This is a genomic window from Clostridium nitrophenolicum, from assembly GCF_055391695.1.
In genome coordinates, this window is sequence record NZ_AP042469.1 from 5173275 (window position 1) to 5190123 (window position 16849).

Below are 16849 nucleotides of genomic sequence, written 5' to 3' on the forward strand. Positions count from 1 at the left end.
AAAGTTATTTAATCTAGTCAACGTAATGCACTTATTTACTAGTTTGCAATGTCTTACCACAATAAGGACAAAATGAGAATCCCTGAGAAATTTCATCAAATCTTTGTCCACAAAATGGGCAAAATAAAAATCTACTTACTGATAGACTCGATTTTTTATCTAGTGAAACATCTTCTTGTTTCCTATTGCTTTTATTAACTAATCTTTTGATTATTGTATCTACACTATTTTTTCTAATTTTAATATTATCACAATCTTTAGTTACCTTATCTAAAGTTTCAGATAGCCTGTCTTTATTCACTGGAGTATTAATAACTTCATCTACTTTATTTTCGATAAAATCCTCCAATTTTATTGGATCACACGATGAAAGTAAACATATTATTTGGGAGTTCTCAGATTTAATTTTACTTATGAGTTTATCTCCTGTTGTGTTTTTCATAATTAAATTAGCTATAAGTATATCTGGCTGAAACTTTCTTGTTTCAATTATAGCATCATACTCACTGGCAATTTTAACACTATATCCAATATCACTTAAGCAATCTTTCATAACTATACTCTCAAATTTACAATCATTAATAACGAGTATTTTTTTCATGGTTTCACCACCATTTAACAATCTACTTCAATATGATTTTACCCTATAAATTCCTGTTTTTCAACCAATTTTGAGTATATTTAGTTAATATGAGCACATTATCAGAGATATTATTAATTAATTTTTGATAACCTGATTACAAGTACAAAGCAAATCCTAAAGTTAAATATTTTTAAATCTATTTTCTATATTTATTTATTTTTTCTTCCATTGTTATTCCCTGTGCTTTGTAATCTATTTTTACAACAGAGGCAACTCTTTCGGCTCCGTTATTTATACATATTTCTTGAGCCTTTTTTACTATTTCCAAAAGTTCATCTAATTCTCCTTCCATTGTAGTTTCCATTGGTCCAACTTCATATTTTACTCCACAGGAATCTATATATTCTATAACCCTATCTACTACGTCGTATAGTTTTTCTTCAGGGACCACCGGTAGAACTTGTAAACTTACATTTGCAATTGCCATATTCTAAATCCTCCATGATTCTTACACAATTTTCTAACTATCAACTATATATTTATATTATATATTATTATCCATTAAGTCAATGAACATTCTAGCTTTAACTATAACTGATTAATATGAAAATAGTTACTTAAAAGTGTAACTTTTAAGTAACTATTTTTATAAGGAGAAAGTATAGATATTTACTTTTAAAATTATTATAATAAGTCGTACGCTACTTCACCATGAATAGCAGTATCGAGTCCTTCTATTTCTACATCTTCCGGTACTCTTATTGGATCAAATACATTTACAACTTTTAATATTCCCCAGGTAACTGCATAAGAATAAACTGCCGTAAGTGCTACTGCAAATAATTGTACACCAAACTGATGAACATTTCCATAAATTAATCCACTTACACCATTCACAGATTTACTAGCAAAAACTCCTACTAAAATTGACCCAAGTATACCTCCAACACCATGTACTCCCCATACATCTAGTGCATCGTCCCAATCAAGCTTCTTTCTAAGCTCAACAGCTAAGTAACATACTACAGCTGCCATTAAGCCTACTATCGCAGCTGCCCAAGGTTCTATATATCCTGCACAAGGGGTTATAGTCGCAAGGCCTGCTACAGCGCCAGTCAAAGATCCGACAAGGCTTGGTCTCTTTTCGTGAGTCCAAGATATAATAAGCCATATTATCATTGCTACAGAGCCTGCAATATCTGTGTTGGCAAAGGCTATAGCTGCTACACCATTGGCAGCAAGTCCACTTCCTCCATTAAATCCAAACCATCCAAACCATAATAATCCTGTACCTAAAGCAACAAAGGCTATATTATGTGGTGACGTATTTTCTTCTGGAAGTATCTTCCTCTTACCAACAAATATTACTGTACCAAGTGCTGCGACCCCTGCTGTTACATGAACAACTATTCCACCTGCAAAATCAACAACTCCCATTTTTGCAAGGAATCCACCTCCCCATATCCAGTGAGTTACTGGCACATAAATGAGTATACTCCAAAACATAAGAAACTTTAGATAACTCTTAAAATTAACTCTATCTGCAAAGGCACCTGTCATAAGTGCTGGAGTAATTACTGCAAACATCTCCTGGTATACGAAAAAAGCAAGAAACGGTATGGTTGATCCATAACTTGGATTGGGCAAAATCCCAATTCCATTTAGTAAAAAATATTGAAAATTACCTATTAATCCGCCTATATCTTTTCCAAAGGCTAAACTAAAGCCTCCAAAAACCCATATGACTGTAACAACACCCATAGAAATAAAATTCTGCATCATAATTGTCAATACGTTTTTCTTTCTTACAAGTCCACCATAAAAAAACGCCAACCCTGGTGTCATAAGACAAACTAACGCTGCACTAATTAATACTAACGCTGTGTCTCCTGTATTAATGTTTCCCATTTCAAAATTCCTCCTAAAAATAAAATAATAAATTACGTTTTTTATAAAGCAATTCTCATGCCAAATATTATAGGCTTTTTAATTTTACTTTTAACTCTATAAGTAAATGTTTTCAAAGATTTGTGTTTGACTTAATTTTTTTATCTAAGTTAACAAATTAAAAATAGGGACAAAAACGTCACTGTGTGACATTTTTGTCCCTATTTTTATCCTTCAATATTGTATTTTATAATTTTTCTGTGTAAAGATCTTCTACTTATTCCTAAAACCTCAGAAGCCTTTGTTTTATTACCATTACATTCTCTAAGAGTTTTTAAAATAGTTTCTCTTTCCGCAGTATCAACTGCAGAATTAAGCTTATAGGATACCATCTCTTCATTATCTTCTTTATAACTTATTATATATTCAGGCAAATCCTCTAACCCTATTAACTCTCCATGTTTTATTACGACACACCTTTCAATCACGTTTTCAAGTTCCCTTATATTCCCTGGCCAATTATAATACATCAATTTTTCTACAGCCTCTTGAGACATATTCTTTTTACTTTTTCCCGAAATTGAAGAGGATTTTAATAAAAAATATTCTACTAATAAAGGTATGTCTTCCTTTCTTTCTCTAAGCGGAGGTAACTTTATTGGAACAACATTTAGTCTATAATATAAATCCTGCCTAAACTTTTCTTTCTTCACCATTTCACTTAAATCTTTATTAGTAGCTGCTATAATCCTAACATCCACTTTTATGGTTTTCGTACCTCCTAAACGCTCAAACTCTCTTTCCTGCAACACTCTTAATAGTTTTACCTGCATAAGTGGAGTAATATCACCTATTTCATCTAAAAATATGGTTCCACCATCTGCGAGCTCAAATCTTCCTGGCTTACTTATAGTAGCCCCAGTGAATGCACCTTTTTCATAACCAAATAATTCACTCTCAAGAAGAGTTTCAGGTATAGCTGCACAGTTAACTTTAATAAAAGGCTTATCTTTTCTATCACTCAAGCTGTAAATAGCTTTCGCAGCAAGTTCTTTTCCAGTACCAGTCTCACCGTAAATCATTATTGTAGTCTTACTGTCTGCTACCTGTTTAATGAGATCTGTAACTTTATCCATCTTAATACTTTTACTTGTAAAATAATCTTGGGTAGAGTTATCATCATCACTTTTTTCGTTATTTCCAACAACATTATTTACAGATAAAAGCACATCTTCAAGTTTAAAAGGCTTAACAATGTAATCTTTTGCTCCCATTTTTAATGCTTCTATTGCTGTTCCAACAGTAGCAAAAGCAGTTATCAAAATTACGTTAATTGATGAATCTATTTTCTTTATTTCACTTAAAAGCTCAATACCATTCATACCCGGCATTTTGATATCTGTAACAACTACATCTACATAATGTTCGTTTAATATATCTAAAGCTTCCTTTCCAGAAGAGGCTGTGTGTGTTACATATCCTTCCTTCTTAAATACCTTATCTAAAAGCTTTGTCACATTTTTTTCATCATCTACAATTAGTATACAGTTTTTTCTCATATTATCCTCCGTATCATGCTTCTAGCACCGGAATTTTTATTGTAAATCTTGAACCTTTATTTAAACTACTTTCTACCTCCATAAATCCTTTATGGTTTTCAATTATTCTTGAGCAAATAGAGAGCCCAAGTCCAACTCCAGTATCTTTTGTTGTAAAAAATGGTTCAAATATTTTATCATAATCTTCTGGCTTTATGCCTACTCCCGTATCACTTATCTCAACATAGACCATATTAAATTCCCTGCTAAGACCAGTTGATATACTTAAAATCCCTCCACCTGGCATAGCCTGAATAGAATTAGTGAATATGTTGAGTAATACCTGTTGAATTTGGTCATGATCTATGGCTGTTAATTGAACTTTATTAAATTGTACATGCAGCGTTATATTATTGTTAATTAGTTCTTTTTCAATTATTTTTAATGTTGACTGTATTGTTTCATTTATATTTTCAGGCTTCAAATCAAGTTCCTTAGGTCTAGCAAAGTTTAAAAACTTATCTACTATTCTATTAAGCCTATCTACTTCATCTATCACTATAGATATATCTTCTTGCAGCCTATCATCTTCCTTAAGCTCTAATTGAATATATTGTGCATATCCTCTTATGGAGGTTAATGGATTTCTTATTTCATGTGCCATTCCTGCAGACATAGTTGCTAAAGCCTCTAAATTCTTTGCTCTGATTACACTCTTCTCTAACTCATCTGATATCTTAATTACTCTCTGCTCCATAGATTTTAAGTTAGATGTCATTACATTAAATGGCCTTGTTATACGATCAGAAGTTATTAGTGCCAAAATAAATATAGCAAGTATAGAGATCAGCATAACAATAATAGTGTAATTTCTCAAGCTGTAGCTAACCTTAAATGCATCTTTTTCTGGTTGCTCTACAACTAAGTACCAATTATCTTTTTGAGTATTATATTTATTTAACAAGTAAAAGGTAGAAACATATTGACTTTTACCGTATTTAGCATAGTGTATGTTTTCCGCATCTATTTTGAAATTTATATTTGGTTTAAAATCTTTTTGGGGATAGAATATTGTAGAATCTACGTCCGATGCCAAGTAAGCATAGCCTGAGTTATCAAGTCTTACATTCTTTACTATATTGCCTATAGCTTCAAAATTTACTCTTTCAACTACAACTCCGCTAATAACACCTTTACTATTTATCAAGGGTGCTAACATATAAATAACATAGTTGTTTTCTTCAGGCAAGTAGATGAAATCAGATATAAATATATTGCCTTTTAAAGCATAATTGATCCACTTTGTATAATTTATATCTCCCTTTGTATCCCCTGATACTACTTTAACTTTTCCCTGGCTATCTGCAGTCAGAATATAATCATATGTTTTATAGGCATTTCTTATACTCTGTATATATTCAAGCTTAACGTTATCACTAAAATCTTCGCGCGTCAAAACAGGCGATGCAGACATCACCTGTATATCACCATATCTTTCAAATAGAAATCTCTCGACTTTATTTCCTGTTTCCTCCGCTAAGGTTTTAAGTTCTTTTTGCTTTGAAACTCCTATTGCGGCATTATTACTTTTAAAAAACAACAATCCTATAGCTAAAAGTAAAATCATAGAAACTACTGTAAAATACAGAAGTAGTTTTAGTTTAATAGATTTGCTTTTCAAATTCATAATTCACCTATAATTAAAAATTTATATTTATAATTCCTTAAATTAACTCTATATACTATAACTTATCTCTTAAGAACTCTCCAAGCTTGCTGTCTATTTCCGAAAGATGCGTAACAAATCCTTCTGATAAAAATTCATTAATTTCCACTAATTTAGTAATTGAAATGTGATCGGGTTTAATTGTGCTATCTAATAAATGAAGCTTACGCATAAATACATTATGCCTTTCTTTATGTGTTTCATACTCTGGATAAGCATATTGGAGCATATATTCTTCTTCTTGTTTAAAATGCTCCTCAAGATATACCCTCAACAAATTAAACAATTCATTAATCTTCTCAACAGATTTCCCTTCGTTGCAGGCATCTTGAAATTTTCCAACTGTCTCAAAAATTATTCTATGTTGTTCATCAATTCTATCAATGCTTACTAACAATCTATCCGTAAACAAGTGCATCATATTTGTATTTTTCCTCCTACTTGAAAAGCTCCTTATATAAAATATTTTACAGAAAAATGACTAAATTCCAAGTAATTCTTTCAATTTTTTCACATTATTTCGACTTATCGGCACTTCCGATTTTTCCATATCATTCATTACAAGTTTATAGGTACCATTAAACCATGAATATAATTCTTTAATATTATCTATATTAACAATATAACTTCTATGGGCTCTAAAGAAGTTTGTCTTTTCTTCTATTTGATGTAAGGTACACCCTACTAAAAAACTTTCATCTTTAGTTTTCACGTAGGTTTTTTCACCTTCTATATAACAAAAATAAACATCCTTTAAATCAACTAATATAATTTTCCCCCTTCTTTCACAGGGTATCTTTTTTACTAGCTTTTCACCTTTATCAATCTTATTTATTATTTCATTTATAATATCAGGAAGTCTCTCTTCTGTGCTTATGATTTTTCGTTTGCTAACTAGTCTCTCAATAGTCTTATTAATTCTTTTTTCATCAAAAGGTTTTAATATATAATCCAGTGCATTTACTTCAAATGCCTCTATAGCATGCTCCTCATAGGCAGTGACAAATATTATATCTATAGAATTGTCAAAGTTCTTTACCTGCTTAGCTAACTCAATGCCATTTTGAAGAGGCATATTTATGTCCATAAATACTACATCAGGATGTACATCTTTTATCGCTTCCAAGCCATCTTTACCATCATAAGCTACTTTTTTAACATGTATATATTTATATTGAGAAAGTAAATATTTTAATTCTTCTGCTGCTGGTATTTCATCCTCTACAATGACACATATTAATTTATCCATTAAAAGTCTATACCTCCTTTGGTATCAAAAAACTAACTTTCGTACCATAATTCAAGTTAGTATCTATGTTTAACTCATGATCTTCCCCATACAATAACTTTAATCTTTCATTTACATTTTTTAGTCCTATACCAGGCCATATAGTAGTAACCTCTGCAAGCTTTTCCTTTTCCATTCCCAGTCCCGTATCCTCTATTGAGAATACTACTTCATCTTTAATATAAGATGCTTTAACGAGCACACTCCCACCTTCTGGTTTAGGCAATATTCCATGTTTTATTGAGTTTTCTATAATAGGCTGAAGTATAAATACTGGCATCTTTATATTCATCATATCTTCTGGTATATCAATTATAAGTTTCAATCTTTCTCCAAATCTTGCCTTTTCAATAGATAAATATGATTGCAAAAACTCAATTTCGTCTTTTAAAAGAACAAAATCTTCTGCCCTCTTAAGAGTTTGTCTAAAATAATTTGAAAGATCAATAATAAGCTCTCTAGCTCTTACAGGATTTGTTCTACAAAATGATGCAATAGTATTTAAAGCATTAAATAGGAAGTGTGGCTCAATTTGTGCTCTCAGAGCCTTAAATTCTGCTACAGATGCTTCCTCAGCTAACTTATTTAACTTATGCAATTCTATCTGCGTAGACAGCAAGTCACTTAGCTCTTTTGCGAATTCCCAAAAATATGAATCAATACTTTTTTCCGACTTTACCTTTAAACCAAGTACTCCTTCAAATCCTACGTTAGATACTAAAAAAGGTGCACACACAAAAAATACTTGTTTATTATTACTTGTAAATTTAATAACTGAATAGTCTGGGCATTCATAATAGGCTTCTAAGTTGTGTTTTAATTCATCTTCACTTATTTTTTCACCACAATAAGTTAAAAGGCCTTTTTTATCACCTATAAAAACACCTTTTATATTAGATATTTCATATATAATTTCAGCTACACTTTTAGCAGTTTCTTCACTTAGTCCTTTTCTCATGTGTCCCATTGTTCTCTTAGCTATATTTAATACCTCTTGAGCTTTTATTGCACCAATCCTGTTATATTCATTTCTAGCATTCTGTATTATATTTATGAATATAATTACTCCAAAAGAATTAATAAGTATCATAGGTAGTGCTATAAATTTTACCAATTCTACCGCATCTTCTAAAGGTCTTGAAAAAATCAATAGTATTAGCATTTGAAGGCTTTCTGCTGCTATAGCTCCTAAAAAAGCACTTTTAGCACTGAATGCTCCGTCTTTAGAATATTTTCTTGCTAATGCTCCCATAATTCCTTCTACTACTGTAGCAATGCCACAAGCTAGTCCAGTAAAACCACCCAGTAAAAATCGATGAGTTCCTGCAATTAATCCTACAGAAACACCAACTACAGGTCCACCTACATATCCTGCTACTATGGCTCCAATAGGTCTCGTATTAGCTATAGCATAAGGCTCCAAGTTTACACCTGTATAAGTTCCTATGATAGATAGAACGCTAAAAAATATAATCATTCCAATTTTGTCTCTGGCTTTTAAATCATCCTTAATTAAATTTTTAAAAATATGGGATTGGTTGTATATATACGCTGCTAGTGCAATCAAAGCCATACGTTCTAATAGTTGTATATATATCATTTTATCCCTCCTCCTAATATATATATTATATATCAAAATAAAAATATTTGTATGTTTTTATCATAATAATGTGAATTTGGTGTCAATATTTTGTCAGTTAGGGTTTAATTTTTACTGTTCATTGTCGTTTTTTATCCTTTCAGCGCATTTATATATTTTAATTTCATGTTAAATATTATTATTATACATGTAATCGATTTAATAAAATTTAAAACTATCAATTAACTTATATTTATTAACAGTTTATTTATGTTAAAAACTTAGCATAATTTAGAAGGAGGATTTATAAACATGAACTCTATCGTTTTAGTTATTATTGCTGCCCTTGTATTAACTTTAGGCTACAGAATTTACGGTGCATTCATAGCAGCAAAAGTTTTAGCTCTTGATGAAAATAAGGAGGTTCCCTCAAAAGTTCACGAAGATGGACGAGACTACGTTCCTACTAACAAGTGGGTACTATTAGGCCACCACTTTGCAGCAATTGCAGGTGCAGGACCGCTTATAGGGCCTGTTCTTGCAGCACAATTTGGTTATCTGCCAGGCACTCTTTGGATTTTAATTGGTGGTGTAGTTGCCGGTGCTGTACATGATATGATACTACTATTTGCTTCGGTTAGACACGATGGACAATCTATAGCTGAAATTGCAAAGGCAAACTTAGGCAGTAGAATGGGGCTTGTTACTTCTATAGCCGTTATATTTATACTAATTATAACTATGGCTGGTCTTGGAATACCAGTTGTTAACTCACTTTATAACAGTCCTTGGGGTACTTTCACTGTTGGATTTACTATCCCCGTTGCTATGCTTATAGGTGTATATCTTAAATTTATAAGACCAGGAAAAATTGGTGAAGCGACTATCATAGGGATGTCTCTTATTTTAGTAGGTGTAATAGCTGGACCATATATTCAACATACAGCTTTAGCTCCTTATTTAACTTTTAGCGCTAAACAGATGTCACTTATACTTGCTATTTATGGTTTTTGCGCAGCGGCTTTACCGGTTTGGCTATTATTATTACCAAGAGATTATCTAAGTACCTATATGAAATTAGGCGTAATTGGTGGTCTCGCAGTAGGAATAATAATTGTTAGGCCAGTTGTTCAAATGCCTGCTATAACCCAATTTATCCATGGTGGCGGACCAATAATCCCAGGTAAAGTGTTTCCGTTCTTATTCATAACAATTGCGTGCGGTGCTTTATCAGGTTTTCATGCATTAATAAGTTCAGGTACAACACCTAAACTTATAGCTAATGAAAAAGATATTCTACCAATAGGTTATGGCTCAATGGTATTAGAATCATTTATAGCTTTAATGGCATTAATAGCTGCTACTTGTTTACCAACAGCTGACTACTTTGCTATAAATTCAGCTCCTGCAGTATTCGCTAAGCTTCATATGATTCCAAAAGAACTTCCAATGCTTTCACAAATGGTTGGAGAAGAACTTGCTGGAAGACCGGGTGGATCCGTATCATTAGCTGTAGGTATGTCCTATGTATTTTATAAAATTCCAGGATTTAAAGGCTTAATGGCTTATTGGTATCATTTCTGTATAATGTTCGAAGCACTCTTTATTTTAACTACAATAGATGCTGGTACAAGAATAGGAAGGTACCTACTTCAAGATTTGTTTGGACAAGCTTATAAACCATTTGCAAAAAAAGATTCTTGGTTTAATATAATATTTTTTAGTGCACTTATGTCTTGTACTTGGGGGTATCTACTATATACAGGAAATATATCAACAATATGGCCACTATTTGGTACTGCAAACCAAACTCTTGCAACTATAGCCTTTGCAATTGGTACAACAGTTATAATTAGAATGGGCAAACAAAAATATGCTCTTATAACTATAATCCCAATGGTTTTTGTGGCTATAACGACTTTAACCGCTATACTAATTAATATATTCTCAAACTACTTACCACACAGTCAGATATTATTAGCAGCGCTTTCATTCCTTCTCATCATTATGCTTGTTGTTATAGTATTTGAAAGCGTTAAAGTTTGGAAAAAATATTGGAATGATTCAAGCAACAAAGACTATGCAACAAAAAAAGCCATTTAAAAGAATAATAATCTAGTTTATATTGAACAAGTGTAATTATAAAGCTACACTTGTTCTTTTATTTTTGTTATTCACCCTCTATAGATTACCAATCACCCTTATATTTTTGCCATTCAGTTGATAAATATAGAATTGTCGCAATTTGCGTAATATTATTAAAATATATCAAGTAAAGCTTTACTTGATAGGAAAAGCAATAATATAAATTTATAAGGGGGTTTTTTAATGAACTCAATAGTACTTGTTATCATTTCCGCACTTGTATTAGTTTTAGCCTACAGGTTCTATGGCGCATTCATAGCAGCAAAAGTTTTAGTTATTGATGAAACCAGAGAAGTTCCGTCAAAAGTACATGAAGATGGACATGATTATGTGCCTACTAATAAGTGGGTATTAATGGGGCACCACTTTGCAGCTATTGCAGGCGCTGGACCACTTATAGGACCTGTTCTTGCAGCTCAATACGGCTATCTACCTGGAACTCTTTGGATTCTAATCGGAGGCGTATTTGCAGGCGCTGTACATGACATGGTATTGCTCTTTGCTTCCGTTAGACATGATGGACAATCTATTGCTGAAATTGCTAGAACAAATCTTGGAACTAGAATGGGATTTGTTACTTCTATAGCTGTGTTATTCATATTAATAATAGCTATGGCTGGACTTGGATTACCAGTTGTTAGTTCACTTTATAACAGTCCATGGGGAACTTTTACAGTTGGATTCACTATACCAGTTGCTATATTAATTGGTTTATATTTAAAATTCTTAAGGCCTGGTAAAATAGGTGAAGCTACTATAATAGGTATGGCTCTTATTTTAGTAGGTGTTATACTCGGACCAACTATCCAGCATACAGCATTAGCTCCTTATTTAACATTTAATGCAAAACAAATGTCACTTATACTTGCTATTTACGGATTCTGTGCAGCTGCGCTTCCAGTATGGCTTTTACTACTTCCAAGAGACTACTTGAGTACGTACATGAAGCTTGGTGTCATAGGCGCCCTTGCAATTGGTATAATAATAGTTAGACCAACTGTACAAATGCCAGCTATCACTCAATTTATACACGGTGGTGGCCCTATAATTCCAGGAAAAGTATTCCCATTCCTATTTATCACCATAGCTTGTGGTGCTCTATCCGGGTTCCACGCACTTGTAAGCTCAGGTACGACTCCTAAACTTATAGCTAGTGAAAAAGACATACTTCCTATAGGCTTTGGTGCTATGCTTTTAGAGTGCTTTGTTGCTTTAATGGCATTAATAGCTGCTACTTGCCTTCCAACTGCAGATTACTTTGCTATAAACTCAGCTCCTGAAGTATTTGCTAAACTTCATATGATTCCAGAAGAACTTCCAATGCTTTCACAAATGGTGGGAGAAAACTTGGCAGGAAGACCTGGTGGTTCTGTATCACTTGCGGTAGGTATGTCTTACGTATTTTATAAAATACCTGGGCTTGATCATTTAATGTCTTACTGGTATCACTTCTGTATAATGTTCGAAGCATTATTCATCTTAACTACAATAGATGCTGGTACAAGAATAGGCAGATATCTACTTCAAGACTTATGTGGAAAATTCCACAAACCTTTTGAAAATAAGGATTCTTGGTTCAATATGATATTCTTTAGTGCTGTAATATCATTTAGCTGGGGCTATCTATTATACACAGGTAATGTATCTACAATATGGCCTTTATTTGGTACTGCAAATCAAATGCTAGCAGCTATAGCCTTTGCAATAGGTACTACAATAATAATTAAAAAGGGTAAAGCAAAATACGCTCTAATTACAGCTATACCAATGGTAATTATAGCAATTATAACTTTAGATGCTGCTCTTCAAAATATCTTTGGCAACTACTTACCTAAAGGTAAAATTTTATTAGCAGCTATGTCCTTACTTCTTGTTGTACTTGTAGTAATCATATTAGTTGAAAGCGTAAAAGTATGGGTAAAAGACTTAAAAAATATAAAACAATCTACTAACGAAACAGTATAGTAAAACAAATGTTAAATCCACACTGTGAATTCTTTAAATATTCACAGTGTGGATTATTTTATTCAAATACGTTCATAGTATCCTTAAATATATTTTTATTTTCCTTTATTTTTTCTTCATTTCCTAATACACATATGAAGTTCTCTTTCATCGCATCGGAGATTAGATCCCCAAATCTTCTTATATCTTCTACTGTTGTTTTTAAAATTTCGTCTCTTTCCTTTTGAATATCTTCATATGTGAGCTTTTTAATATAATTTTCAGCAGCTCTATCTCCCTTCATATAAGGTGTAAGTGGAAAATCTAAATCTGAGACAGTTCCAATGATATATTTAGTCATCTGCCTGTTATCAGTATTAAAATTCTTAAAGAATTCTCCTGCACCATCGTAAACTTTTAATGTTTCAGCTAAATTCGGATCACGGTAGGATGTAAAAAACATGTTTCCGTTTCTTTGGAAGGAAGAGAAACTTCCATAAGCTCCACCTTGAACTCTTACTCTATTCCATAGATAATCATAATTTGCTATAGTCTTTAATACCTGCATACTTCCACTATATGAATATCCAAGCTTAATGAAATTATATGCTTTAGCAACATATTGTACCTTACCAGATGTCATTAGACCCTCATTCTTTTGTTCAACTTTAAAGCTATATTCTTCAGCACTAATTCTATTACTATTCAATTTTGTATAAACTAAATTAAAGTTCTTTTTAAATTCATCATAGTCTTTCTCTTCCAATGTAACGCTTACCAATAAATTGTTAGTATTGAAAATAGCTTCAGATACATGCTTTAAGTTATCACTAATTTCCTGTGCCTTGCTATCAAAATTTTTCTCTAAATCAACTATAAACTTGTAGAATGATAGTCCACCTAACATATCCTCATATTTTCCTGCTTGGGAGAAATATGAAAGAAGATGGTTTGCAGCAAACACATGACCTCTATCGAAAATAATCATTTCTAAACGTGATTTAGTCTCTTGTATTATTTCTTTTAAACGTTTATGATCATCAAATTTGGTATGGCCTATTATTTCCCCTAATAGTTCCATAAGCTTTGTCATATTGCTTATAATAACTTTAGATTTTATTACAAACTTAGGGTAAATCTTTTCAGCATTCCATTTCTCTGAATATGCTTGTGCTCCATTTCTTATGCCACCTGTATTTATATTTATTTCTTTTGCCAAATCTTCATGACTGAAGTTCTTAGTACTCACTTTACCCATTATAGTTGTCAAAAGTGATATATAAGGCACAAGTTCTTCCTTTACTCCTCCTGTAGCAAAATACATATTTACATATGAAATGCCATTGGTAAACTCAGGATGATATAATACCTTAATCCCTTGTTCTTCTTTTTCTTCTAAAGCAATATCTTTAGCTTTAGGGTCAATATCACTTATTGATATTAAAGGAATCTTCATTAGATCCTCTGGTGAATCGGCAGTCACTTGCCTTTCTTTTAATTTGGCGGTATCTTTTACAAGCTTTTCTATCTCACTTTCTGAAAGTTTTGCTTTAAATTCCTGAAGTTTCTTCTTAACTTCCAGTTCCTTTTCCTCTGCTAATCCTTTAGCTGGCTTTACTATAAGAATGGAACTATGGCTATTTTTAAGAATATAAGTATCTATTATCTTTTCGAAATAGTTAGTTTCTAAAGCTGTTTTTATCTTTTTTAAAGTATCTTCATAAGTTAGGTGAACCCAAGGGTTTTCATCATAAAGCCAACTATCCATAGCTTTCATACCGTATATTAATCCCTTAGGATATCCATGATAGTCTGCCTCTCTCAATTGAAATTCCTTTATATTAATTGAAGCTTCAATAAGCTTTTTATCGATTCCGTTTTTAGCTAAGTCGCTTAATGTTTTTATAACTATATCCTTAAATCTTTCTTTCTCACTTTCATTAGAGTTTTTAACAACTACACTAAACATAGGTTGAAGCATGCTAGCTTCAAATACACCAAAAACATCTTTTCCTATATTAGCATCTATAAGTGCCTTTTTAAGCGGTGACGATGGTGTCTCCAACAATAAATGCTCAAGGATATCAAAAGCTAGATATATTTCATCTTCTGTGGCCTTTCCTACAGCAAAGTTCATACTTAGAAATGTCTTATCTTCCTCTTTTTCATTGACTGATATAGGATAACTAATGGACATTTCCCTTTGTTTATCAAAAGGCTTTTGCATAGCTAATCGAGAATCTACATCTATTCTATCAAAATCTTTTAAGTATTCTTCATCTATAAACTTTAATTTTTCATTTATATCTATATCACCATATAAATAAACGTAGCTGTTTGCTGGATGGTAATACTTCTTATGGAAGGCTAAAAACTGTTCCTGAGTTAAGTTTGGTATAACATCTGGATCTCCACCAGATTCAACACCATATTGTGTATCCGGAAAAAGAGATTCTGAAATTTTACGTAAAAGTATAGATTCAGGGGAAGAAAAAGCTCCCTTCATTTCATTATAAACGACACCCTTGTATGTGATTTCTGAATCCTTATTTTCCATATCATAGTGCCATCCTTCTTGCATCATGATTTCTGGATACTTGTAAATGTTAGGATAAAATACTGCATCTAAATACACATCCATAAGATTTGAAAAATCCTTATCATTAGTGCTTGCTACTGGATACATAGTTTTATCTGGGAAAGTAAAGGCATTTAAAAACGTATTTAAAGAACCTTTTACTAACTCTACAAAGGGCTCCTTCAAAGGAAACTTTCTTGAACCACATAACACTGAATGTTCCAATATGTGAGGTAATCCTGTACTGTCTTCAGGTGGTGTTCTAAAGCTTACTGCAAATACCTTGTTGTTGTCATCATTTTTTAAATAGAATAACTTTGCACCACTTTTTTCATGCTCAAATATTATACCTGTTGAATTAATTTCATTAATATCTTTTTTCTCAAGCAGCTTAAAACCATGATAGCTTTTATTTAATTCTAATTCCATAGTCTTTATTTCTCCTTTCAATTATAGACAATTCATCTAAAGAACATCTATTGTCCTTTAGCCATTTGTATTACCTTTTCAGTGCACTTTTCCATAGCCTCAATAATAATACCCTCAAAATTATTTCTTTCTAAGCTATATACTCCTTGTATTGTACTTCCTCCTGGTGAACAAACTCTATCTCTTAGTAGAGCTGGATGCTCTCCTGTCTCTAAAACCATTTTAGCTGAACCTAGAACAGCTTGAGTAGCGAATTTATAAGCCTTATTCCAAGGTAATCCTCTTAAAACTGCACCTTGAGTTAATGCTTCAATAAACATATATACATAAGCTGGTGAAGAACCACTTACTGCAGAAACTACATCTATTAGTTTTTCTTCTATAACTTCCGCCTTTCCAAAGCTCTCAAATATTTTTACTACAACATCCAGTTCCTCTTTTGTAACCATGCTGTTATAACATATAGCACTCATTCCCTCGCCTACTAAGGCAGGGGTATTAGGCATTGTTCTAACTACTTTTATTTTTTTATCAAAGGCCACTTCTACTGATTTTAAGTTTATTCCTGCTGCTATTGTAACTACAATAACATCTTCCTTTATACAATCTTTTATTTCCTTTATAACCTCTTCATATACATCTGGTTTTACAGATAGAAAAAGAATATCTGCAAACTGCGCAACTTCTTTGTTATTAGTTGTAACTAAAATTCCATACTTATTCTTAACTGTTTGAAGAGGTCCCTCTGAAGTATTACTGGCGATAATATTATTCTCACAAACTAATTTTGAATTTAATATCCCTCCGATTATAGCTTGTGCCATATTTCCAGAACCAATGAATCCTATTTTTTTATCCAAGCTTACCACTCCTTAAAAATTTGTGCATTCAATTCCCTTATTAATTAATTCTACAATATGTACAATATTTATCCAATTATTAATTTTAAAATATAGAATTTATTAACTTAGATATCATAAATTTATTCAACGAATATATAGTTATTATTATTTATATAACAAATTTTATCCTTTATATCTCTTAAATTATAAAATCCAACTTTTAATAATATATTAAAATGATAATTAATATATTAAGATTTCTTCTCTTTACTTCAATAATATAAATAAGCAGCAAAATATTAATATATTT

General features: G+C 31.8%; 12 protein-coding genes. 2 read left to right on the forward strand and 10 right to left on the reverse strand.

What is annotated here, in order from left to right:
• Window positions 1–31 precede the first annotated feature (31 nt).
• The 8 genes from ACZ5N4_RS24580 to ACZ5N4_RS24615 form a co-directional block, all read right to left on the reverse strand.
• The gene (locus ACZ5N4_RS24580) at window positions 32–601 is read right to left on the reverse strand and encodes a response regulator (RefSeq protein WP_464205186.1); all 570 of its coding nucleotides are present in this window, start codon (window positions 599–601) and stop codon (window positions 32–34) included.
• A gap of 178 nt (window positions 602–779) precedes the next feature.
• Window positions 780–1070 (reverse strand): MTH1187 family thiamine-binding protein, encoded by a 291-nt coding sequence (locus tag ACZ5N4_RS24585; RefSeq protein WP_464205188.1) that lies wholly within the window; start codon window positions 1068–1070, stop codon window positions 780–782.
• 197 nt (window positions 1071–1267) lie between these two features.
• Entirely contained in the window at window positions 1268–2491 is a 1224-nt protein-coding gene (locus tag ACZ5N4_RS24590) for an ammonium transporter (RefSeq protein ID WP_464205190.1), read from the reverse strand.
• 206 nt (window positions 2492–2697) lie between these two features.
• On the reverse strand, window positions 2698–4029 hold the full coding sequence (locus ACZ5N4_RS24595; RefSeq protein WP_464205192.1) for a sigma-54-dependent transcriptional regulator: 1332 nt from the start codon (window positions 4027–4029) through the stop codon (window positions 2698–2700).
• A gap of 13 nt (window positions 4030–4042) precedes the next feature.
• Complete coding sequence (locus ACZ5N4_RS24600) at window positions 4043–5695, reverse strand: sensor histidine kinase (RefSeq protein ID WP_464205194.1); 1653 nt, start codon at window positions 5693–5695, stop codon at window positions 4043–4045.
• Window positions 5696–5750: 55 nt separating this feature from the next.
• A complete protein-coding gene (locus tag ACZ5N4_RS24605; protein WP_464205195.1) occupies window positions 5751–6155 on the reverse strand; it encodes a bacteriohemerythrin in 405 nt (134 codons plus the stop codon).
• 60 nt (window positions 6156–6215) lie between these two features.
• Window positions 6216–6983 (reverse strand): LytR/AlgR family response regulator transcription factor, encoded by a 768-nt coding sequence (locus tag ACZ5N4_RS24610; RefSeq protein WP_464205197.1) that lies wholly within the window; start codon window positions 6981–6983, stop codon window positions 6216–6218.
• Window positions 6984–6990: 7 nt separating this feature from the next.
• Window positions 6991–8622, reverse strand: coding sequence for a LytS/YhcK type 5TM receptor domain-containing protein (locus ACZ5N4_RS24615; protein ID WP_464205199.1), 1632 nt, complete (start codon window positions 8620–8622; stop codon window positions 6991–6993).
• A gap of 291 nt (window positions 8623–8913) precedes the next feature.
• Between ACZ5N4_RS24615 and ACZ5N4_RS24620 the strand changes: the two genes are divergently transcribed.
• Window positions 8914–10704 carry a carbon starvation CstA family protein gene (locus tag ACZ5N4_RS24620; RefSeq protein ID WP_464205201.1) on the forward strand — a complete coding sequence of 597 codons (1791 nt, stop codon included), beginning with the start codon at window positions 8914–8916 and terminating at the stop codon, window positions 10702–10704.
• A gap of 225 nt (window positions 10705–10929) precedes the next feature.
• Window positions 10930–12711 carry a carbon starvation CstA family protein gene (locus ACZ5N4_RS24625; RefSeq protein ID WP_464205203.1) on the forward strand — a complete coding sequence of 594 codons (1782 nt, stop codon included), beginning with the start codon at window positions 10930–10932 and terminating at the stop codon, window positions 12709–12711.
• A 58-nt stretch (window positions 12712–12769) separates the two neighbouring features.
• Here ACZ5N4_RS24625 and ACZ5N4_RS24630 read toward each other — a convergent pair whose 3' ends face one another.
• Entirely contained in the window at window positions 12770–15697 is a 2928-nt protein-coding gene (locus tag ACZ5N4_RS24630) for an insulinase family protein (RefSeq protein ID WP_464205205.1), read from the reverse strand.
• A gap of 47 nt (window positions 15698–15744) precedes the next feature.
• Window positions 15745–16557 (reverse strand): pyrroline-5-carboxylate reductase, encoded by an 813-nt coding sequence (gene proC / locus ACZ5N4_RS24635; RefSeq protein WP_464205207.1) that lies wholly within the window; start codon window positions 16555–16557, stop codon window positions 15745–15747.
• Window positions 16558–16849: the final 292 nt, after the last annotated feature.

Coding starts and splice junctions, on each gene's coding strand:
- ACZ5N4_RS24580 (WP_464205186.1), bottom strand. CDS start 601: ATGAAAAAAATACTCGTTATTAATGATTGTAAATTTGAGAGTATAGTT.
- ACZ5N4_RS24585 (WP_464205188.1), bottom strand. CDS start 1,070: ATGGCAATTGCAAATGTAAGTTTACAAGTTCTACCGGTGGTCCCTGAA.
- ACZ5N4_RS24590 (WP_464205190.1), bottom strand. CDS start 2,491: ATGGGAAACATTAATACAGGAGACACAGCGTTAGTATTAATTAGTGCA.
- ACZ5N4_RS24595 (WP_464205192.1), bottom strand. CDS start 4,029: ATGAGAAAAAACTGTATACTAATTGTAGATGATGAAAAAAATGTGACA.
- ACZ5N4_RS24600 (WP_464205194.1), bottom strand. CDS start 5,695: ATGAATTTGAAAAGCAAATCTATTAAACTAAAACTACTTCTGTATTTT.
- ACZ5N4_RS24605 (WP_464205195.1), bottom strand. CDS start 6,155: ATGATGCACTTGTTTACGGATAGATTGTTAGTAAGCATTGATAGAATT.
- ACZ5N4_RS24610 (WP_464205197.1), bottom strand. CDS start 6,983: ATGGATAAATTAATATGTGTCATTGTAGAGGATGAAATACCAGCAGCA.
- ACZ5N4_RS24615 (WP_464205199.1), bottom strand. CDS start 8,622: ATGATATATATACAACTATTAGAACGTATGGCTTTGATTGCACTAGCA.
- ACZ5N4_RS24620 (WP_464205201.1), top strand. CDS start 8,914: ATGAACTCTATCGTTTTAGTTATTATTGCTGCCCTTGTATTAACTTTA.
- ACZ5N4_RS24625 (WP_464205203.1), top strand. CDS start 10,930: ATGAACTCAATAGTACTTGTTATCATTTCCGCACTTGTATTAGTTTTA.
- ACZ5N4_RS24630 (WP_464205205.1), bottom strand. CDS start 15,697: ATGGAATTAGAATTAAATAAAAGCTATCATGGTTTTAAGCTGCTTGAG.